The organism is Paenibacillus piscarius (assembly GCF_022234545.1).
In the GTDB taxonomy this organism is placed as follows: domain Bacteria; phylum Bacillota; class Bacilli; order Paenibacillales; family Paenibacillaceae; genus Paenibacillus_AQ; species Paenibacillus_AQ piscarius.
The window spans coordinates 265,421-286,226 of record NZ_JAIEUI010000002.1 but is presented as its reverse complement, the minus strand read 5'-3'; the positions used below and the strand labels follow the sequence as shown (position 1 = coordinate 286,226).

15 protein-coding genes are annotated in these 20,806 nt (G+C 57.5%); 7 read left to right on the top strand and 8 right to left on the bottom strand.

Annotation, left to right across the window (positions count from 1 at the left end):
• The coding region (locus K1558_RS04960; RefSeq protein WP_420800404.1) for a hypothetical protein at positions 1–572 on the top strand (572 nt) is incomplete at its 5' end.
• Between the two features lie 109 nt (positions 573–681).
• Complete coding sequence (locus K1558_RS04955; protein WP_238650288.1) at positions 682–3,921, top strand: alpha-mannosidase; 3,240 nt, start codon at positions 682–684, stop codon at positions 3,919–3,921.
• 182 nt (positions 3,922–4,103) lie between these two features.
• On the opposite strand, the gene K1558_RS04950 is transcribed toward K1558_RS04955, so the two are convergent.
• Positions 4,104–5,849 carry an ABC-F family ATP-binding cassette domain-containing protein gene (locus K1558_RS04950; RefSeq protein WP_238650287.1) on the bottom strand — a complete coding sequence of 582 codons (1,746 nt, stop codon included), beginning with the start codon at positions 5,847–5,849 and terminating at the stop codon, positions 4,104–4,106.
• A 138-nt stretch (positions 5,850–5,987) separates the two neighbouring features.
• Here K1558_RS04950 and K1558_RS04945 point away from each other — a divergent pair, with 138 nt between their 5' ends.
• The 4 genes from K1558_RS04945 (at position 5,988) to K1558_RS04930 (ending at position 10,850) form a co-directional block, all read left to right on the top strand.
• A complete protein-coding gene (locus K1558_RS04945) occupies positions 5,988–8,672 on the top strand; it encodes a glycoside hydrolase family 78 protein (RefSeq protein ID WP_238650286.1) in 2,685 nt (894 codons plus the stop codon).
• A 64-nt stretch (positions 8,673–8,736) separates the two neighbouring features.
• Positions 8,737–9,141 (top strand): RrF2 family transcriptional regulator, encoded by a 405-nt coding sequence (locus K1558_RS04940; RefSeq protein WP_238650285.1) that lies wholly within the window; start codon positions 8,737–8,739, stop codon positions 9,139–9,141.
• Between the two features lie 174 nt (positions 9,142–9,315).
• Complete coding sequence (locus K1558_RS04935) at positions 9,316–10,248, top strand: methyltransferase domain-containing protein (RefSeq protein WP_238650284.1); 933 nt, start codon at positions 9,316–9,318, stop codon at positions 10,246–10,248.
• A 173-nt stretch (positions 10,249–10,421) separates the two neighbouring features.
• Entirely contained in the window at positions 10,422–10,850 is a 429-nt protein-coding gene (locus tag K1558_RS04930; protein WP_238650283.1) for a GreA/GreB family elongation factor, read from the top strand.
• An 88-nt stretch (positions 10,851–10,938) separates the two neighbouring features.
• Here K1558_RS04930 and K1558_RS04925 read toward each other — a convergent pair whose 3' ends face one another.
• Together K1558_RS04925 and K1558_RS04920 are read right to left on the bottom strand one after the other, a co-directional pair.
• On the bottom strand, positions 10,939–12,876 hold the full coding sequence (locus K1558_RS04925) for an NAD(+) synthase (protein ID WP_238650282.1): 1,938 nt from the start codon (positions 12,874–12,876) through the stop codon (positions 10,939–10,941).
• Positions 12,877–12,967: 91 nt separating this feature from the next.
• The gene (locus tag K1558_RS04920; RefSeq protein ID WP_238650281.1) at positions 12,968–13,291 is read right to left on the bottom strand and encodes an antibiotic biosynthesis monooxygenase family protein; all 324 of its coding nucleotides are present in this window, start codon (positions 13,289–13,291) and stop codon (positions 12,968–12,970) included.
• Positions 13,292–13,503: 212 nt separating this feature from the next.
• Here K1558_RS04920 and K1558_RS04915 point away from each other — a divergent pair, with 212 nt between their 5' ends.
• On the top strand, positions 13,504–14,337 hold the full coding sequence (locus tag K1558_RS04915; RefSeq protein WP_238650280.1) for an MBL fold metallo-hydrolase: 834 nt from the start codon (positions 13,504–13,506) through the stop codon (positions 14,335–14,337).
• Between the two features lie 432 nt (positions 14,338–14,769).
• On the opposite strand, the gene K1558_RS04910 is transcribed toward K1558_RS04915, so the two are convergent.
• Genes K1558_RS04910 through K1558_RS04890 form a run of 5 tightly spaced genes read right to left on the bottom strand, consistent with a single transcriptional unit; the run spans position 14,770 to position 20,760 of the window.
• Positions 14,770–15,612 (bottom strand): sugar phosphate isomerase/epimerase family protein, encoded by an 843-nt coding sequence (locus K1558_RS04910; protein WP_238650279.1) that lies wholly within the window; start codon positions 15,610–15,612, stop codon positions 14,770–14,772.
• Between the two features lie 36 nt (positions 15,613–15,648).
• Entirely contained in the window at positions 15,649–16,344 is a 696-nt protein-coding gene (locus K1558_RS04905; protein WP_238650278.1) for a rhamnogalacturonan acetylesterase, read from the bottom strand.
• 14 nt (positions 16,345–16,358) lie between these two features.
• Positions 16,359–17,783, bottom strand: a complete 1,425-nt coding sequence (uxaC, locus tag K1558_RS04900) for a glucuronate isomerase (RefSeq protein WP_238650277.1) — start codon at positions 17,781–17,783, stop codon at positions 16,359–16,361.
• 36 nt (positions 17,784–17,819) lie between these two features.
• Entirely contained in the window at positions 17,820–19,307 is a 1,488-nt protein-coding gene (locus K1558_RS04895) for a UxaA family hydrolase (RefSeq protein ID WP_238650276.1), read from the bottom strand.
• 31 nt (positions 19,308–19,338) lie between these two features.
• Positions 19,339–20,760: a tagaturonate reductase gene (locus tag K1558_RS04890; protein WP_238650275.1), complete on the bottom strand. Its 1,422-nt coding sequence runs from the start codon at positions 20,758–20,760 to the stop codon at positions 19,339–19,341.
• Positions 20,761–20,806 lie beyond the last annotated feature (46 nt).

Sequence of the window (20,806 nt, the reverse complement as noted above, 5' to 3'; positions counted from 1 at the left end):
CGGGAATGAGAGGGATAAATCCCTCTGGCCCGGCTGAAAGTGGGCTGGATGCGGGAATGAGAGGGATAAATCCCTCTGGCCCGGCTGGAAGTGGGCTGGATGCGGGAATGAGAGGGATAAATCCCTTTGAGTCGGCTGAAAGTGGGCTGGACGCGGGAATGAGAGGGATAAATCCCTTTGAGTCGGCTGAAAGTGGGCTGGACACGGGAATGAGAGGGATAAATCCCTCTGGCCCGGCTGAAAGTGGGCTGGATGCGGGAATGAGAGGGATAAATCCCTCTGGCCCGGCTGGAAGTGGGCTGGATGCGGGAATGAGAGGGATAAATCCCTTTGAGTCGGCTGAAAGTGGGCTGGACGCGGGAATGAGAGGGATAAATCCCTTTGAGTCGGCTGAAAGTGGGCTGGACACGGGAATGAGAGGGATAAATCCCTCTGGCCCGGCTGAAAGTGGGCTGGATGCGGGAATGAGAGGGATAAATCCCTTTGAGTTGGATGAAAGTGGGCTGGACGCGGGAATGAGAGGGATAAATCCCTTTGAGTCGGCTGGAAGTTGCCTGGAAAAGTTACTTTAAGTAAGTGAGCTAGGCGAGCCAGTGAGGTGCATAAGTGCGCCTGATCTCAGCCCGCCCACCACTTTTGCCCGTGTAATAACACGTGTTATAACATGAGAGGAGAATGTTAATGTTCTGGACAGAAGAAAAGCTTGGCGCGAGGTTGAGGGAGCTTACGGGGTACAGGTACCGTGAGCAGTTTACTCTTGAGGAGTGGCAAGTTACTGAAGATCTTGAAGGGGCGAACGGTGCTTATCCGCCTGCGCTTGAGGGGGGCAGGATGCTGCGGACCGGGGAGTATTGGACCGGCTATGATGCCTACCTGTGGCTGCACCGCAAGGTAACCGTGCCAGCGGACTGGCAGGGGAAGCGTGTTGTCGGGCTGTTCGATTTCGGGCGCACCGGCGGGGGGAATAACAGCGGGTTCGAATCGCTGCTCTACCTGGACGGGAAGCCGTATCAGGGGGTGGATTCCAACCATCAGGAGGTGTTCCTGGAAGATGACGCGGCCGGCAGGGAGCTGGATTTCACCTTCCGCTTATGGTCAGGCCTGAACGGCGACGGCCAGCTGATTCCGCAGGAGCACAAAATCAAACGGGCAGAGCTGGCCTATCTGGATGAGTCCGCCGACAACCTCTATTATACCGGGCGGGCAGCGCTTGGGACCATCAAGCAGCTTCCGGACAGCCAGACCGAGAAGCATGAGCTGCTGGCGGCCTTGAACAAGGCCTTCAACAGGCTGGACTGGTCCAAACCCGGAAGTGCGGCGTTCTATACTTCGGTTCAGGAGGCCGAGTCAAGCCTGCTCGCAGACCTCGCCCGCCTGGAGCGGAAGCATCCGGTGACGGTAACCGCTATCGGCCATACCCACATTGATGTGGCCTGGTTATGGCGCTTAACTCACACCCGGGAGAAAGCGGCCCGCTCCTTCTCCACCGTACTGCGGCTGATGAAGGAGTTCCCGGAGTACATTTTTTTGCAGACCCAGCCTCAGCTCTATGCATACATCAAGCAGGATTACCCGGAGATTTATCAGGAGATTAAAGAGCGGGTAGAAGAGGGCCGCTGGGAAGCCGGAGGGGCGATGTGGCTGGAAGCAGACTGTAATCTGACGAGCGGCGAGTCGCTGGTGCGGCAGATTCTGTACGGGACGAAGTTTTTCCGCGAGGAGTTCGGGGTGGACTGCAAATACCTGTGGCTGCCGGATGTATTCGGCTATAGCTGGGCGCTGCCGCAGATTCTGCGCAAGTCGGGCATTGACACGTTCATGACCACCAAAATCAGCTGGAGCCAGTACAACCGGATGCCGCATGATACATTCCAGTGGAGAGGGATTGACGGCAGCGAGGTGCTGACCCACTTCATCACGACGCCGGAGGGCCCGGAATCGGGGGCCTGGTATTACACCTATAACGGGCTGATCGAGCCTTTCTCTGTGCAGGGCATCTGGGAGCAGTACCGCGACAAGAATCTGAACCGCGAGCTGCTGCTGTCCTACGGCTACGGGGACGGGGGCGGCGGCGTCAACCGCGAGATGCTGGAGATGCGGCGGCGGCTGGATACGATGCCGGGTCTTCCCCAAGTGAAGACGGGCCGGGCAGCGGAGTACTTCGAGCGGCTTCATGAGACGATCGACGCTACGGAAGAGTATGTGCACACCTGGGACGGGGAGCTATATCTGGAATACCACAGGGGAACTTATACAAGCCAGGCTTATAATAAAAAAATGAACCGCAAGCTGGAGCTGCTCTACCGCGAAGCGGAATGGCTGCAGATGCTCTGGGCGGCGGAGAGCGGGAGATTGGACCAGTATCCGGCTGACTCGCTGCAGGAAGGCTGGCAGACCATTCTGCGCAACCAGTTCCACGATATTATTCCCGGCTCCTCCATTCATGAGGTGTATCAGGATTCCCGGGTAGAATACGCCGAAGCGGAGCAGCTTGGTCTGGCAGCGCGGACGGCTGCGGTGGAGGGGCTTGTCGGTCTGCCGTCTGCGGATTCACCTGCCGCGCATGCCGGTCTCCCTGTGGCGTCTGCCGAGGGTTCGCCTGTGTCACAAGCTGGCCTCTCTCCAGCACAAGCCCCGCTGCGCACCGAATATACGCTGTTCAACAGCGCCTTCTTCACCGCTCCCCGGCTGGCAACTGTGCCTCACGATGCAGAGAACGCCGTCTGGACGGATGCCGAAGGCAACCGGCTGAACGCACAGCGCTCCGGCGGACAGTGGCTGGTGGAGACAGCAGCGGTTCCGGCGATGGGCAGTACAGTGATTGTTGCCGCTGAGCCTCACGATTCCGAAGCCGCTCAGCCAGAACCCTCGGTTCCGTTCCGCTGGCAGGATTCCACACTAACCACTCCTTATTATATTCTGGAGTGGAATGCGGACGGACAGCTGAGCCGGGTCTTCGACCGCAGCGCGGCACGCGAGGTGCTGGCACCGCGCGAATGCGGCAATGTGCTGCAGGTGTTCGAGGATAAGCCGAAGATGTTCGATGCGTGGGATATTGATTTATTTTATCAGGAGAAAATGCAGGTCATCAACGATCTGCGCTCCGTCAAGCTGACCGAATGCGGCCCGCTCCAGGCGGTGCTGGAATTCATCTGGAGCTACATGGATTCTACTATCATCCAGAAGGTTAAGGTGTATGCCGGAAGCGCGCGGATTGATTTCGAGACCTACGTAGACTGGCATGAGCAGCATCAGCTGCTGAAGGCGGCATTCCCGGTGGCTGTGCGGGCGACGGAAGCCACTTATGATATCCAATTCGGCAACGTGAAGCGTCCGACGCACTGGAATACAAGCTGGGATTATGCACGGTTCGAGAGCGTGGGCCATCAGTGGGCGGATCTGTCGGAGCGGGGCTACGGTGTCAGCCTGCTGAATGACTGTAAATACGGCTATGACATTAAGGATCATACGATGCGTCTGTCGCTGATCAAATCGGCCACCAGCCCCGACCGGCTTGCGGATCAGGGTGAGCATCACTTCACGTATGCCTTGCTGCCGCATGAAGGGGATTGGGTGGCTGCAGGCACGGTACAGGAAGCATGGGCACTGAACCAGCCGCTGCTGGCTGTGGAAGGAGCCTATACCGCCGGAAGCGGCAAATCCTTAATCACTTGCGATGCTCCGAACATTGCCATCGATGCTGTAAAGCTGGCTGAGGACGGAAGCGGATGCATCGTCCGGCTGCATGAGTATACCGGCACACGCTGCACAGCGGGTGTCAGCAGTGATTATGGCGTCTCCTCCTGGCAGCTGCGCGATCTGATGGAGCGGCCGCTGGACGCGGAGACGGTGGACGGACCTGCCATCCGGCTTGAATTCAAGCCTTATGAGATTCATACGGTTCATTTGACTTTTGCCTGATTCTTAGGCTACATCTGCCGTCAAGGCAGGTTAATACACATCTAAAAGACCGCCATTTCGGCAGGGGAGTTTTCACAACACCCTGCCGGAATTGGCGGCCTTTTTTATGGGCCGAATATATACGGAAAACAGCATATAATTACTGGGGTCAGGTGTTCTAATGTACCACGGTTCCCGCGTACTTACATCCGTTTAATCAGCTCTTCCAACTCAACTACCAGACTTTTGGCAAGCTCAAAATTGTGTTCCTTCAGCGCCAGTTCTACTCTGGTTTCGGCCGCTTGCTTCTGCTGCTCCAGCTCCAGATAATCCTTGTCGAAATGCCGGGCATAGATCATCTTCTTGAACTTCTTGATCGTCATCTTGCGGACCGTCTTCCCGTCAATAATCAGCACGTAGTCCATTCCGTTGACCACGGAATAGAAGTCATGGGAGATCATAAGCACCGCACCCTTGTACTCCCGGATCGCCTTGTCCAGTGCAATTTGTGTGTAGGTGTCCAGATGGCTGGTCGGCTCATCGAGCAACAGGACATTGGCTTTGAGCGCAGATACCTTGGCCAGCTGCAGCAGATTCTTTTCGCCGCCCGACAGGGCTGCTATCCGCTGGTTCAGGGTCTCGCCTTCGAAGCCGTAGCCGGCCAGGTGCAAGCGGATCTCATCATACGTAGCCATCCCGGCCTCGATGAATTCTTCGAGCAGAGTGTTGGAATCGTTCAGCACCTCGCCTTGAAGCTGGGACAGATAAGCAACTGTGGCATCCGGGCTGAAGGCTATAGCATCGTGCCGGCCCCGTGCAATATCGCGCAGCAAGGTGGTCTTCCCGGTACCGTTGGGACCGATCAGGGCGATTTTATCATTAGCCTTCATCTCGAAGCTAACCTTGTCCAGCAGCAGCTCATCGAAGGCGGCCCGGTAATCCTGGACCGTCACAACAGGAGCGTCAGCGTCCTGCGGCTCATGCTCCAAGCCGAAATGAATCTGCGGCTGCTTAATCGCAACGAATGGTGCTTTGATCCGGCGGGCTTCCAGCCTTTCCTGGAACTTCACTCTCGCCTTCAGCGCCCGTCCTCTGGAGGCTTCGGCATTATAGGTTGCGATTGCCCGGAGATTATCGATGATTACATCGTTACGCTCAATCTCTTCCTGTTCGGCGAGGGCCAGCTCCTGCAGCTCGATCTTCGTCTGAAGCAGGGAGAGGTTGTACTCCAGATAGCGGCCGTCGAATTCCTGAAGCTCCTTATTTTCGAGGTGAATGATTTTGTTGAAACAATGGTTAAGCAGATAACGGTTGTGCGTTACAACCAGCAGGATTCCCTTATGAGCATTAATCAGCTGCCTAAGCGCGTTCAGGTTCTCGAAGTCCAGGAATACATCCGGCTCATCCATAATCAGGACGTCGGGATGGGTCAGCATCTCCTTCATGACCTGCACCAGCTTGAATTCCCCGCCGCTCAGGCCGGAGACCTTAAGGTCCCTGTGCTTCATCAGGTCAGCCAGATTGAGCTGCTTGTGAATGATACTCTCGTAATCATCCCCGCCCAATGCCTCCAAAGCGTCAAGAGCTAGCTGATACTTCTCCAGCAGCGGCTCAATCTCTGCCGAAGTCTCCATCTCGGTGCAGATGAGCTGTATTTCATGCTGAAGCTGGAGGAAGGGTCCGGCTATATATTCAAACACGGTGGTGTCCGGAGACAGGTCCGGCTTGGCGAACTGGCTAACGTACCCCATGGTGCAGCCAGGCTCCACCTCAACGCTGCCGTCGAACAGATATCTGTCCCGGTCCATGAGAATGTCGATCAGGGTGCTTTTTCCGCTGCCGCTGGTTCCGATAAACGCGCAATGCTGCGCTTCTTCGAGTGTAAACGAAATGTCATTGTAGAGCTCCTTGTGCGGGAAGGAGAAGCTCAGGTGTTGAACTTTAATCATAGGACTACCTTTCTGTGTTGCTGGAATAGTGACTCTTTCCTATTATACAGGTTACAGGGGCAATCGGGGGTTCTATAATTGGAATGGAATGCGTTTCCTATGTATAAGGCCAATCTTAGAATAGGGCGGGTGGAGACCATGATCACTGTTCACAAATTGCGTGTGGAATACAAGGAGAATCCGCTGGGGCTGGATACACTGAGTCCAAGAATCAGCTGGCAGGTGCGGGCGGATGAGCGGGATGTGATGCAGCAGGCGTACCAATTGCAGGTGGCAGACGGGGCGGAATTCACGAATGTATGGTGGGATTCGGGCAGAGTGGAGTCCGGGGACTCCCTGCATATGGAGCTGAAGGAGCTGGAGTTGAAGTCCAGGGGGCGTTACTACTACCGGGTTAAAATATGGGACCAGCACGACCGTCCCACGGAATGGTCCGGTGCGGCCTGGTGGGAGATGGGGCTGCTCTCACCGGAGGAGTGGCAGGCGGAATGGATTACGGCTCCTCTGGCCTGCCTTGCGGAAGATGCAGAGCAATGCCCGCTGCTGCGCGGGAGCTTCCGGGTGGACCGGCCGGTTGCCCGTGCCCGAATCTATGTGACCAGTCTCGGGCTGTATGAGCTGGAGCTGAATGGTGAACGGGTCGGCGATGCTTATCTGACACCCGGGTGGACCAGCTACAGCCACCGCCTGCAATACCAGACGTATGATGTCACTCCGTTGCTGAGAGCGGGGGACAACGCGGCCGGTGCTTGGCTCGGGAACGGCTGGTACAAAGGGAATCTCGGCTGGGAGCATCAGAAGCATATCTATGGCATTCGGACGGCGCTGCTGATGCAGCTTCATCTTACCTATGAGGACGGCACAGAGCAGATCATAGGGACCGGCCCGCAGTGGAAGGTACTGCCCGGCCCGCTGCTGATGTCGGAGCTGTATCACGGCGAGACCTACGATGCCCGGCTTGCGCAGCACGGCTTCAGCACGCCGGGTTATGATGACACGCTGTGGACAGCGGCCGAGATTCTTCCGTATACCAAAGATACTCTGCTTGCCCAGGAGAATGTTCCGGTCAGGGCGGTCCAGGAACTGGCCCCTGCCGCCCTCATCCGCACCCCGGCCGGAGAGACGGTGCTGGATATGGGGCAGAATATGGTCGGCTGGCTGCGGTTCACCGTGGCAGGCGCGGCCGGACAGGAATATCAGCTGCGCCATTTCGAGGTACTGGATCAGCAGGGAAATGTATATACCGATAACCTGCGGACAGCCCGGCAGACCGTTACGTATATCGCCGGAGGCGGGGGGCGGGAGAGCTTCCAGCCGCGTTTTACCTTCCAGGGCTTCCGGTATGTCCAGCTGATTGGCTTCCCGGACACGCTGGATCTGCAGAATTTCACAGGTGTGGTGTTACATTCGGATATGGAGCCGACCGGCACCTTTACCAGCTCCAATGCACTGCTGAATCAGCTCCAGCACAACATCCTCTGGGGGCAAAAAGGGAATTTCGTCGATGTGCCAACCGACTGCCCGCAGCGGGATGAACGGCTCGGCTGGACCGGCGACGCGCAGATGTTCATCCGTACGGCAGCGTATCTGATGAATGTAGCACCTTTGTTCAGCAAATGGCTTAAGGATCTGTCTGCTGACCAGCGGGAGGACGGCGGCGTTCCTTACGTGATTCCGCAGGTGCTGGGGGAGGAGGCCCATTCCTCAGCGGCCTGGGGCGATGCGGCGGTTATCTGTCCATGGACAATCTACCAATGCTACGGCGACAAGCGGATTCTGGAGCAGCAGTACAGCAGCATGAAGGGCTGGGTGGAGTATATCCGCCGCGAGGGAAGCGGGGGATTGCTGTGGAATACCGGCAACCACTTTGGCGACTGGCTGGGACTGGATAGCAAGCCGGACAGTCACGTTGGTGCGACAGACAAGAGCTATATTGCAACGGCTTTCTATGCCTATTCGGTCCAGCTGCTGGCGAAGACGGCGCAGGTGCTGGGATGGACAGAAGACGTGCAGGAATACTCACAGCTGCATAGCCGGATCAAGGATGCGTTCAACCTGACGTATATCCTACCGGCGGGACCGGAAGGCCCAGCTACCCAGACAGCTTGTGTGCTGGCGTTAATGTTCGGACTGGTGGAGGGGGAAGTGAAGGATCGAACTGTTGCAAGGCTGATCGCACTGCTGGAAGCGAGTAATTACCATCTGACTACAGGCTTCGTCGGGACGCCATACTTAAATCTGGTGCTGGCGGAGGCAGGCCGTTATGATGCTGCCTACAAGCTGCTGCTCCAGACGGACTATCCGTCCTGGCTGTATCCAATTACCCGCGGGGCTACTACGATCTGGGAGCATTGGGACGGGATTAAGGAGGACGGCAGCTTCTGGAGTGCATCCATGAATTCGTTCAATCATTATGCTTACGGGGCAATTGGTGATTTCCTGTACCGCCATGTGGCGGGGATCGAGCAGACAGAGGAGGTGCCGGGCTACAAGCAGTTCGTGATCCAGCCGCATCCGGGAGGCGGACTGACCTCGGCTGCCGCCGGACTGGAATCGATGTACGGGCTGATCCGCTCCGAATGGGTGCTTAGCTCCGGGCGCATGGAGCTGACCGCTGTTATTCCCCCGAATACCACAGCTACGGTGCTATTGCCTGACGCTTTGCTGGCGGAAGTATCGGAGAGCGCAATGGCGGCCGGACAGCCGCTTGAGCAGGTCCGTGGGATTCATTCCGCCGAACAGCTGGCACAGGCCGTTAAGATTACACTCGGCTCCGGGGAATACAGATTTGCTTTTAACTGCACTTGCATTTCCGGGAGATAAAATATATTATAGACAAATGAAGTCTATAATTCGAAGTAAAGCTTATTCGTAAGGTGGCAAAGACATGAAGTATTCGAAAGCGACGAACTACGCGCTGCACACGATGCTGTTCCTGGTTGCGCACACACCAGATAAGCCGATAGGGGTCCAGCAGCTGGCCGACCGCCAGAATGTATCTCCTACCTACTTGTCCAAGATCCTGACTAAGCTGGTTAAGGCAGGACTTATCGAGTCCGCCTCCGGGGCGAACGGCGGGTACCGCCTGCGGCGCAAAGGGGAAGAAATCTCCTTCCTGGATATCATCCATGCCATCGAAGGCACGGCCTCGCTGTTCGACTGCACTCTGGATCATCCCAGCGAGTGCCTGATCCAGCAGGAGATGGTCAAGGCCGAAGGGCAGATGGAGGACTATCTGCGGAGCAAGATGATGTCTGAGCTGGCGGATAAGATGCGGGCATGGCAGCAGTAAGAACTGGCGGATGAAATGTGGTCATGTCGGTATGAACGGGTGCCGGGCTGTATTCTGCGTGGTTCCCGCCGAAACGGCTACCGTCTCTCTATGGGCGGTAACGCCGTTTTTGCCGGGCGTATTGAGGATATTCAGAGTCTGTTAAGTCTGTATTAAAGAGAGGATGAATCAGAGATGAATAATGGATTATTTGATGCAGCGGTATGGGAGAAGGCCTGGCAGGAGGACCCCAAGGCGATGGCCAACAAGTTCAAGGCGATGGGCATGAACCCGCACACAAGCTTCGACCATAAGGCGAAGGTGTTCAATGAGGAGGTATTCAGCAGTGCCGGGCGGGAGCGAAGCGAGCGGATCATTACCTGGATGGAAGGCCAGGGGGTGGACTTTAACGGCCTTACTGTGCTGGACGTGGGAGCGGCCTCGGGCGGCTTCACGGTGCCTTTTGCCAAGAGAGGGGCTAAGGTTACAGCGGTAGAGCCTAATGTTCCCTTATCGGAGCTGTTTCTGGAGAACACTGCCGGAGCAGCTCCCGGACAGGTTGAGCTGGTGCGCGAAGCGTTCGAGGACATCGATATTGCTGCCCGGGGCTGGCTGAACGCCTTCGATCTGGTCTTCGTGTCCATGTGTCCGGCGGTCTTCGATTGGGAGAGTGCGGAGAAGGTGATTAGCTGTGCCCGGCAGTATTGTTATATCAGCATGTCGGCAGGGGTGCAGGAGCATAGTCTGATGAATGAAGTACTGCCGCTTCTGACCGGCCGTGAGGTACATGCGGAATCGTCAGATATGGCCTATCTGCTGCAATTGCTGTATCTGAAGGGGTATAGCTACGAATCCATTATATCCCGGGAAGCCAAAAGTAAAGAGGCCGGCCCGGAAGCAGCGTTTGCTGAAGTGCTGGAGATGCTGCCTTTACACCATTTGGATGATAGTGATACTGTCCGCAAGATTGTACAAGATCATCTGCACACCGCTTATCCGGATGGGAAGGTGGTTATCCGTCAGGGCGGACGGTTCGGCAAGGTGCTGATCCGGCTGCAGGACCAGCAGATGTACAGCCGTGCAGCCGCTGCTTCATCCGGGGCTTCGAACCATTCTGCGAAGCACTGAATTCCGGTAATTTCTCCCTTGTCCATGAGATTGTCTTTCTCTGGAAAGATGCTATCATAGAGAGTAGATCCCCACGCGGGATCTATTTTACTATTTGGGAGGAATGAGGGCTATGAGCAGGAACAAGCGTGTTTTCGGGCATGACCTGATGAAGAAGGTAGGTGAAATCTACTATGAGCCATAGTCTCAAGACGATTTCACTGCGCGAGGAACTTGTACAGCAACTGGTCTATCTTGATGAGCATAAATTCGCTATTCTGGACAGGGGAACCTGGGAGTCGCCGGCAGAGCGGGCCGAGGTACAGGCGATGATTCGGAGGTACCAGGAGACGGTAGAGCAGATTCTGGCCGGTGATGACGTGCCGCTTCAGTGCTCAATGGTGCTGGTCGGGTCGCGGGTGTCGCTGCGCATCGGCCAGGAGACGCTGAAGGATGCGTACCGGATTGTGATTCCCGGGGAAGCGGAGCTGGATGAATTCTGTATCTCGCTCTGGTCTCCGATGGGACGGGGGCTGATTCTGGCCTGTCCCGGGGATACGGTGACGATCCAGACCCCGTTCGGCAGCGATGACGTGCTGATCCTTGATAATGTGTATGATTGATTGGATATGAGTGAGGCAGAGGATTGAAGAAGAGGCGTCCCCGATCATCCTGTGATGATGGGGGACGCCTCTTTGCTGTTATTAGAAACTACAATTCTTCAATTTCCTGTAGCCACAGCGCCGCCGAGGCATCGCTTGGCATCCGCCAGTCGCCGCGCGGCGAGAGGCTGACCGTACCTACCTTCGGCCCGTCCGGCAGGCAGGAGCGCTTGAACTGCTGGGTGAAGAAGCGGGTAACGAACACCTTCAGCCAGGCGATCAGCTGCTCTCTGGGATAGGCACCGCCGAAGGCGTGCTCGGCGAGATAGAGCATTTTGCCGGGGGAGGCTCCTGTGCGCAGCATGTAATACAGGAAGAAGTCATGCACAATGTAAGGTCCGAGAATGTTCTCGGTAAGCTGGACAATCTCCCCCGTCGCCGAAGGCGGCAGCAGCTCAGGGCTGATTCCGGTCTCGATGATGCTGTAGAGCAGCTTGCCCACTGTCTCATCGGCTTCGTGATCCGCATACCAGGCGACCACATACTGGATCAGCGTCTTCGGAATGCCGGAATTCACACTGTACATGGACATATGGTCGCCGTTATAAGTGCACCATCCGAGGGCGAGCTCTGACAGGTCGCCGGTGCCGATGACGATGCCGCCGTTCTTGTTGGCGAGGTCCATCAGAATTTGGGTGCGCTCGCGGGCTTGTACGTTCTCGTACGTCAGGTCATGCACCTCAGGGTTGTGGCCAATGTCCGCAAAATGCTGGAGACAGGCTGCCTTGATGTCAACGACCATCAGCGAGGCACCCAGCGCCTTAATCAAGCCGACAGCATTGTCGTAGGTTCGGCTTGTCGTGCCGAAGCCGGGCATCGTGACCGCCAGCACATCGCTGGCCGGACGCCCGAGGCGTTCCATGGCGCGGACGGCGACCAGCAGCGCCAGCGTGGAATCCAGCCCCCCGGAGATGCCGATGACCGCCTGCTTGGTCCCGATGTGGCGGACACGCTTCATCAGGCCGGAGGTCTGGATCGAGAGGATCTCCTGGCAGCGTTCGTCCCGCTGCAGCGGATTGCCCGGCACGAACGGGTTGACGCCCACTGTACGCTTCAGCGCGCGGCGGCTGCTGCCGCTGGCTGGCGAAGCGTAGAGCAGCTCGCGGTAATTGCGGCCGCCCTTGCCGGCCCGGAACGTGCCCATCACAGTGCGGGAATACTGAAGGCGCGGTAAGTCAATATCAGCGGTGACCATCCGGCTCTCATGGGTGAAGCGCTCCGATTCAGCCAGCAATTGTCCGTTCTCCGCGATCAGCGAGTGCCCGCCGAAGACGACATCGGTGGTTGATTCGCCGGTATTGCAGCTTGCATAGACATAACCGGCCACACAGGAGGCGGACTGGCTGCTTACGAGCTGGCGGCGGTAATCGGCCTTGCCGACCAGCTCATTGCTGGCTGACGGGTTGAACAGCAGCGTCGCCCCGGCCTGGGCCAGCAGACTGCTGGGCGGTACCGGCACCCAGAGATCCTCGCAGATCTCGACGCCGAAGGAGAGATTCCGGTTCCCCTTGCAGGCGAAGATCAGATCATTGCCCACCGGCACGCTGGCTTCACCGATCCGCACCTCGTCTGTCTCCAGCTCCTCCGCGCCTGCGAACCAGCGCGGCTCATAGAATTCGCTGTAACCGGGAATGCAGGTCTTGACCACAATTCCGAGAATCCGGCCCTGCTGGATGACGGCTGCGCAGTTGAACAGCCGGCTTTTGATAGAGAGAGGCAGTCCGGCAATTACAATCATCTGGTGCTCCACCGTTGCGGCCGTGATCCGCAGCAGCGCTTCTACGGCGGCGTCCTGTAGCCGTGGCTGAAGGAACAGGTCCGCACAGCTATAGCCGGTTATGCACAGCTCAGGGAGTACCAGGTACTCCACCTCCTGGGCGTATGCGGTCTTAATCACTTCAATAATTTGTTCTGCATTGAAGACGCAGTCGGCCACCCGGAGCTCCGGGGAAGCAGCCGCGACTCTGGCGAATCCGTAGTTCTGCATACTGTCACCTGTCCTTTACCTGTCCTGTTGTAGTCACACTATTTAATAATTGTACCCATCAATTGGCATTGGTAACAAGGCCGGGAGGAAGCTACTTCTCAAAGCCATAATCCCGTTCCACCTTGCACACTCTTGTCTTATAAGACTGATACCATTCCTCGATCCCTTGGCGCTGGGCGACCAGATGCCGCTCATTCCGCTTCCATTGCCGTATGGCTTCCGGAGAATCCCAGTAGGACACAGTAATCCCCACGCCCTCCCGGGCGCTCTCCATTCCGAGGAAGCCTGGCTGTGTGGCGGCGAGCTGCACCATTTCCTCGGCCATCTCCGCATAACGTTGATCTCCGTCTGTCCGTTCCGATGTGAAAATCACTGCATAATAAGGCGGTGCTGGGGTCTTGGCAATCCTGCTCATGGTCGATGTTTCCTCCAGTCGGTAATAAATACCCTAATATACTACATCTATAATGAATCTGTTGTATAGTGGCAAGGCGGTTCAGGCAGCATTGTAAAGAATAATCATGGCGGAGAGCTGTGATTCAGGCAGGGGTTCTGAAGACAACATTTGCGGACAGGGCGGTTATGCGATAGAGTTTGATAGAGAAGACAGGAAGGGAGTATGCTGATATGCCATTTGCAGGACAAGAACTGATTGAAGAAGTCCGGGCCACCAAGGTGCCCTATGGCTGTGTAGCCGTCTGGTTCCTGGGACAAGCCAGCGTCATCGTTAAAGGGGCGGAGGTGACGGTCTATATTGATCCTTATGTCTCGACGAACCCGGACCGCACCTTCCCGCCGCCGGCCGGACCTGAGGATATTACCAATATGGAGGTCTGCCTCATCACCCATGATCATTCGGATCATCTGGATGAAGAGGCGCTGCCTGTGCTGGCCGGACATAATCCAGGCGCACAGTTCATGGCTCCGGCCGTCTGCCTGGAGCGGCTGCAGGAGCTGGGAATCGGCAAGGAGCGCCTGGCTGCTGCGCTGCCTGGACAGGCGGCAGAGCCCGCGCACGGACTGAAGGTATACCCGGTGATGGCAGCGCATGAGCAGCTGGACCGTGATGAACAGGGCAATCCCAAGTATGTCGGCTATATCCTGGAGTTGAACGGGGTCACGCTGTATCATGCCGGAGACACTGTGCTGTTCCCGGAGCTGATTGAAGAGATCGGCAGCCGGACCATCGACCTGGCGCTGCTGCCGATCAACGGCCGCGACTATTACCGCAACACCCGCCACATTGTCGGCAATATGAATTACCGGGAAGCGGCAGAGTTCGCGGCCACCAGCGGCTTCGAGACCGTCGTTCCGCTGCACTATGACCTGTTCGCCGGAAACGCCGAGAATCCGGGCTACTTCGTAGACTACCTGTACCGCCACTTCCCGGAGCAGAAGTTCCATATGATGGCGAGAGCGGAGCGGTTCGTGTACGTGTCGGCGCAAGCTTTTAAGTCATAATCTTGTTGCCCCGGGCCGATATGGTCCGGGGCTTTGTGTTGTTTGGTGGGGGGATGGGCGGAGTGCGAGGGATGCATGGGCGGGATGTATGCGGGAAAGCGAATACAATTGACAGGTGCGAAGTGCGAGGTGCGCGGGCTGTGGAGAATGTATGTAGAAAACAGTATACAATCGACAGGTGCGTGGGGCCGAATGTATGTGAAAAACAGTATATAATGGGGCTGTACGGGGGTGAGCGGACCGGATGTATGTGGAAAAGCGAATACAATGACTAGGTTACTGGGAGTGTGGGCGGAATGTAGGCGAGAAACCGAACACAATGTGCTGGTGCAAGTCTCATAACGCCGAATGCGGCTCAACCTAGCAAATGAGGAGCACTAAGTGCCCCTCATGATAACAGATGCCGCTATATACGGGCGGGTGGTCCAGATTCTATAGCTCGTTATACAGGTTCCGCAGGAACTGCACACTGTCCCGCAGCTCCTCCTCTGGAGTGCTCTCCAGCAGACCCTGGAGATGCGGACGCTTGTACTTCATATAGCGGAGCAGCGGCGCGAAATTCATCAGTCCCTGTCCGGCGGGAACGATCTCAATTCTGCCGTCCTGCACCGTGAAGTCCTTCAGATGCAGAACAGCGATCCGGTTGCCGAGCAGCTCCAGGGCCTCTTCTACAATCTGCTCCTGCTGCAGGTAATTCTCCGGCGTCATCAGATTCGCGACATCCAGGATAATCTGCAGGTTGTTCGATTGCACTTCATCCAGCAGCCGCCGGACCAGCTTAGCCGTATAAAGCGGGTGGTTAACACCCGCTTCAATGCCGACGGTGACCCCGAAGCGCTCCGCCTCCGCAACCATGGCCTTCACCGACTCCACCACTTGCCCAAAAGCTTCTTCCGTGAAATTATCCTCTGTGTATCCATCCCCTAAGCTGCCCGTCTCCGTACCGACCAGGCTTGCCCCGAAGTCACGGGCCAGCCGCAGCTGCGTCTTGAATTCGTTCAGCGCCTGCGTGCGCTTGGCAGGATCAGGATCGATGATGTTCACATAGCAGCCGAGCACGGCAATCTTAATTCCCGCCTGCCTGAAGGCATCCCCATAGTACGCAGCCGCGCCGGGGCTAAGTGCACACAGCTCCGTCACGCTCTCCGGGAATGATTTATGCAGTGCAAACTGGATCGCCGGAAAGCCGTGGGCCCGCAGCTTGCCGATCAGCTCCGGCAGCGGACAGTAGTTGAAGTCATGGGCGCGCACGCCCAGTTGAAACGGAACACTCATACTGAAAACCTCCTGTGACTGTGTGATCTGACATACTCATCCCTTGATCCGCAGATAAGGGTGCAGCGCCGTGAGCACCGCACACCGGGCGAGTGCTTCAGCCACGAGTGCGGCGATGCGTCCCGCTCCGCCGGTGCAGAAATGTGTGTTATCCGCAATGCCGTCCGGGTAGTTGGGCCGCTCTCCCGGCGCGAGATGCAGGAACAGCCCCCTGGAAGCTTCGACACCCAAGTCCCGGTAGAGCTGCTGGGAGGAAGCGAACAGATCGAGCAGCGGCGTCCCGGTCTCTGCGGCCACCTCACGCATCACCTGGGGATACAGGCCGACAGCCTCCGGGTCAGGCTCGCCGTCTCCCGTGAAGCGGCGTCGGCTCACCGGAGTCAGCAGCAGGGGGAGCACGCAGCGGCTGCGGGCGGAATCGATGAAGACCTTCAGATTCAGGCGGTAGTCCGTATGCGGTTCCGAATACCGGGCCGGATCTTCGAGCTTCTGGTCATTATGGCCGAACTGGATCAGCAGGAAGTCTCCGGCGTGGAAGTCGCGTTCCATGTCGGCAAGCCTGCCTTCGGCCAGGAAGGACCGGGTGCTCCGGCCGTTCACCGCCCGGTTCTCGATCCGCAGCTCCGGACGGACATATTCATGCAGGTATTCACCCCATCCGGCCATTGGCCATTCACCGCCGCTCTTCCGGGCAGCGGTAGAATCACCAGCGATATAGAGAGTCGGCATCATCCGTATCCCTCCGGCTAGACGGTAAGCCCGGCTGCTTCGCTGCCGGCGGTCTCGAAGCCGAAATAGCGGGCGGCATTGTTGTAGGCGATATCCTCAACCATGGCGCCCAGAAGCTCAAGGTCATCCGGTGCTTCACCGCGGTCAGCGAGTTCACCGAGCAGCCCGCACAGCACCCGGCGGAAATATTCGTGCCGGGTATAGGAGAGAAAGCTGCGGGAATCCGTCAGCATCCCGACGAAGTTGCCCAGCAGGCTGCCTTCGGCAAGTGTGGTCAACTGCTGGCGCATTCCGCTGTACGTATCATTATACCACCAGCCGGAGCCGAGCTGGAGCTTGCCGGGGGTATCCTTCTGGTAGCAGCCCAGCAGAGCCAGAAGAGCAGGGTAATCGCCGGGATTCAGCGAGTACAGAATGGTCTTGGGCAGACCGCTGCCGCTCTCAGCCCGGTTCAGCAGCCGGGACAGCGCGGCGGCCAGCGGCAGATCGTTGATGCCGTCATAACCGGTATCCGGTCCGAGCTGCCGGAACATCGGCGTATTGTTGTTGCGGAAGGCATGAAGATGCAGCTGCATCGTCCAGCCCTTGTCATGGTAGAAGCCGATGAGCGCTGTCAGGAGCTCGGTCCGGTAGAGGGTGACTTCCTGCGGCGACAGCTCTGCGCCTTGCAGTCTTTTGGCATACACCGCCTCGACAGCCTCCGGTTCACCCGCCTCATAACGCAGCACATCCAGCGCATGGTCGGACAGGCGGCAGCCGTTCTCATGGAAGAACTCCACGCGGCTCTGGAGCGCCTCCAGCAGCGCAGCATAGGTCTGAATCTGCCGGCCCGCAGCCTGTTCCAGCTTGCCGATCCAGTCTGTGAATCCGTCAGCATCGATATTCAGCGCCTTATCGGGGCGGAAGGTCGGGAACACACGGAAGGCCGTCTCGCTGCTTCTAAGCAGCTTATGATACTCCAGCGTATCCGCCGGATCATCGGTGGTACAGATCACCTTGACCCCCGAGCTGCGGATCAGACCGCGCCGGGTGAAGCCGGGCTCAGCGAGTCTCCGGTTCACCTTCTCCCAGATCGCCGGGGCAGAGGCCTCGTTCAGCGGCTCATCCACCCCGAAGAAGCGGCGGAGCTCCAGATGGGTCCAGCTGTAGAGCGGATTGCCGACAGCCTTGGGAAGCGTGCGGGCCCAGGCCAGGAACTTGTCGTAGTCAGAGGCGTCTCCGGTAATATGCGATTCAGGCACCCCGTTAGCCCGCATGAGCCGCCATTTGTAATGGTCACCATACAGCCAGGCGGCAGTCAGATTCTTGAACGGCTGGTCCTCATAGATTTCGCGCGGGTCCAGATGGCAGTGGTAGTCGATGATAGGCATGGTTTTGGCGTGATTGTGGTAGAGCTTCTGTGCTGTTTCGCCGGATAACATGAAGTTTTCGTTTAGAAACATGGATAGGATCTCCCTTTAAATGAATTAGAATAAGGCCTATAAGGTAACGCCCGTTTTGAAAATAGCCAGCTCACGCACTTCATTCTGCTCGTTCCGGGTCTTCTTGCCGCTGGCGACATCAATGATATAAGTAATGAATTCCTCCAGCACCTGCTCCATCGGCGTTTCCAGCAGAGGACCGGCGTTGAAGTCCATCCAGTGGCCTTTTTTGGCAAAAAGCTCGTTATTCGTCGCCACCTTCACCGTAGGCACGAAGCTGCCGAACGGTGTGCCGCGCCCGGTGGTGAACAGTACCAGCTGGCAGTCCGAAGCGGCAAGCGCAGAGGCGGCCACCAGATCGTTGCCGGGGGCCTGGAGGAGGCTCAGCCCTTTTTTGCGTAGCTTCACGCCATATTGCAAGACATCCACTACAGGTGACGTTCCGGCCTTCTGGGTGCACCCGAGAGATTTGTCCTCCAGCGTGCTGATGCCGCCGGCCTTGTTGCCTGGCGAAGGGTTCTCATACACGGGCTCCCCGTAAGACAGGAAATACTGCTTAAAGTTGTTGATCAGCGACACGATATCCTCATAGACCTCGCGGCTCTCGGCGCGGGCCATGAGCATTTTCTCGGCACCGAACATCTCCGGCACCTCAGTCAGCACCGAAGTGCCGCCCTGGGAGATAATGAAATCGGAGAAGGCACCCAGCAGCGGATTGGCCGTAATGCCGGAGAACCCGTCAGAGCCGCCGCACTTTAGGCCGATGTTCAGCTCGCTGAGCGGCACCGGCTCACGGACATCGTCCTTCGCAGCTTCATACAGCTCCTCAAGCAGCACCAGCCCGGCCTCCAGCTCATTGCCGACTTCCTGGGCTACCAGGAATTTGACCCGCGTTTCATCATAATCCCCTAGCATAGTGCGGAATTCGGAGACGATGTTGTTCTCGCAGCCAAGGCCGAAGACGAGCACGCCGCCGGCATTGGGGTGATTCACGGCATCCAGCAGGATGCTGCGGGTCATGCGGTGGTCATCGCCGAGCTGGGAGCAGCCGTAAGGATGCTTCAACACCGTCAGGTTGTCGAACCCGCCCAGGTCGGGATGCTCGGCCTTGAACTCCTGGATCATCTGCTCGGCAATGCCGTTCACACAGCCTACCGTAGGAATGATGAACAGATCATTGCGGATGCCAACCTTGCCGTTTGCCCGGCGGTAGCCCTGGAAGGTCAGGTCGCGGCGTGGATAGGTTACCTGATGCACATCCGGCACATACTCATATTCTTCTTCGCCAACCAGGTTGGTCTTGATATTATGCGTATGAATCCAGTCGCCTGCAGCAATTGGCTCTGTGGCATGGCCGATGGGGTAGCCGTACTTGGTAATGACATCTTCCACATTGAAGTCTGTCAGTGCAATCTTGTGGCCCTGCGGAATATCCTGTGCAGCCCGCAGATCAAGCCCGTCCACCGTCAGCTCTTCTCCGGCCGTAATCGGGCGCAGTGCTACCGCCACCGTATCTCTCGGGTTCATTTTCATTAAGTTCTTCATGTTGTCCCTCCTATAATAAATTGGTAATCGTTCAGCCGACTAGCTGCTGCAATGCTGCCCGGGAGCCTTCCCGTTCAAGCTGCTGCAGATGGGCGGCGATGGCTGCCGGCAAGCCCGGCAGCAGGGTCAGATCCTGGCCCCACAGGCTGATGTCGGCCAGAATGGTATTCACGAAGCTGTCCGGCTGGCTCCAAGCCTGATCGAATGCCGCCAGCACCTCGGCGCTGTCCTGCCGGGCGATGCGGTCTCCCCGGTAGGCGAGCAGCAGGGCGGCGAGGGCCAGGGTGATCCGCTCCGGCAATCTGCCGCGTTCCTGCTGGTAGCGAAGCATTACCGGCAGCAGACGGGCTTTGAATTTGGAGATGCTGTTAAGCAGAATGGAGGTCAGCTCATGACGGATGAACGGATTGCGGAACCGCTCCTGTACGGCACCCGCGTAAGAGAGCAGCGCATCCGCAGGCAGATCGAGCATCGGAATCAGCTCTTCCTCAATTAACTCCTTCACATAACGGGAGAATGCCCCGTCATTCATCACATCCTCAACCGTGGCTAACCCGGCCAGCAGACCCAGCGGAACCATGGCGGTATGCGGACCGTTCAGCAGATGCACCTTGCGCTCACGGTATGGCGTCATATCAGGGGTAACCACGACATTCAGTCCCGCCTTGGCCAGCGGTAGCCGCTCTGCAAGCGATTCCGGCCCTTCAATCACCCAGAAAAGGAAAGGCTCGGCAGTTACCATCACCTTGTCGAGATAGCCCAGCTCCGACTCCAGCTGAGCGGCCTGCTCACGCGGGTAGCCGGGCACAATGCGGTCCACCAGGCTGCAGCAGAAGGTGTTCTCCGCCCTCAGCCATTGCAGGAAGCCCTCGCCGAGGTTCCAGTCAGCCGCGTAGCGCTCCACAATCTCCTGCAGCTTCTCGCCGTTGCGGTCAATCAGCTCGCAGGGAATAATGACGAAGCCCTGTTTGCCAAGCTCATACCGGCGGTGGAGCAGAGCGGTCAGTTTGGCCGGGAAGCTGACCGGAGGCGCGCCGTCAGCGCGGTCGCCGGGAAGATAGGCAATGCCCGCTTCCGTGGTGTTCGAGGTGATGAACTCCAGCTCATCGTTCTCCGCCAATGCGAGATAAGCCTCATAATCGGTATATGGATTGATCACCCGGCTGACCGAGCCGATAATCTCGCGGGAGTTCACCGTCTCGTTATCCATGATGCCGTTAAGCAGCACGGTGTAGAGATAATCCTGTTCGGCCATGAGATCGGCTACCCCTCCGGTGTGCTGGGCGATCGGCTGGATCAGCACGGCGCTTCCGTTGAATAGGCCCTGATTGTTCATCTGCTGCAGCTGCCAGTCGACGAAAGCGCGCATGAAATTGCCTTCGCCGAATTGGATCATCCGTTCAGGATGCAGAGTCAGCTCCGGGTGAGTGCTTCTGGATAAACGGTTTGTCATAGTGGTCATAATCTCCTTTAAGAATACAATGATAAATTGCACACGT

What these genes read in the sequence shown, in the direction of transcription:
- K1558_RS04950 (WP_238650287.1), bottom strand. Translation starts at nt 5,849, where the DNA reads ATGATTAAAGTTCAACACCTGAGCTTCTCCTTCCCGCACAAGGAGCTC.
- K1558_RS04935 (WP_238650284.1), top strand. Translation starts at nt 9,316, where the DNA reads ATGAATAATGGATTATTTGATGCAGCGGTATGGGAGAAGGCCTGGCAG.
- uxaC (WP_238650277.1), bottom strand. Translation starts at nt 17,783, where the DNA reads ATGTTTCTAAACGAAAACTTCATGTTATCCGGCGAAACAGCACAGAAG.
- K1558_RS04910 (WP_238650279.1), bottom strand. Translation starts at nt 15,612, where the DNA reads ATGAGTGTTCCGTTTCAACTGGGCGTGCGCGCCCATGACTTCAACTAC.
- K1558_RS04920 (WP_238650281.1), bottom strand. Translation starts at nt 13,291, where the DNA reads ATGAGCAGGATTGCCAAGACCCCAGCACCGCCTTATTATGCAGTGATT.
- K1558_RS04925 (WP_238650282.1), bottom strand. Translation starts at nt 12,876, where the DNA reads ATGCAGAACTACGGATTCGCCAGAGTCGCGGCTGCTTCCCCGGAGCTC.
- K1558_RS04915 (WP_238650280.1), top strand. Translation starts at nt 13,504, where the DNA reads ATGCCATTTGCAGGACAAGAACTGATTGAAGAAGTCCGGGCCACCAAG.
- K1558_RS04955 (WP_238650288.1), top strand. Translation starts at nt 682, where the DNA reads ATGTTCTGGACAGAAGAAAAGCTTGGCGCGAGGTTGAGGGAGCTTACG.
- K1558_RS04895 (WP_238650276.1), bottom strand. Translation starts at nt 19,307, where the DNA reads ATGAAGAACTTAATGAAAATGAACCCGAGAGATACGGTGGCGGTAGCA.
- K1558_RS04890 (WP_238650275.1), bottom strand. Translation starts at nt 20,760, where the DNA reads ATGACAAACCGTTTATCCAGAAGCACTCACCCGGAGCTGACTCTGCAT.
- K1558_RS04945 (WP_238650286.1), top strand. Translation starts at nt 5,988, where the DNA reads ATGATCACTGTTCACAAATTGCGTGTGGAATACAAGGAGAATCCGCTG.
- K1558_RS04940 (WP_238650285.1), top strand. Translation starts at nt 8,737, where the DNA reads ATGAAGTATTCGAAAGCGACGAACTACGCGCTGCACACGATGCTGTTC.
- K1558_RS04905 (WP_238650278.1), bottom strand. Translation starts at nt 16,344, where the DNA reads ATGATGCCGACTCTCTATATCGCTGGTGATTCTACCGCTGCCCGGAAG.
- K1558_RS04930 (WP_238650283.1), top strand. Translation starts at nt 10,422, where the DNA reads ATGAGCCATAGTCTCAAGACGATTTCACTGCGCGAGGAACTTGTACAG.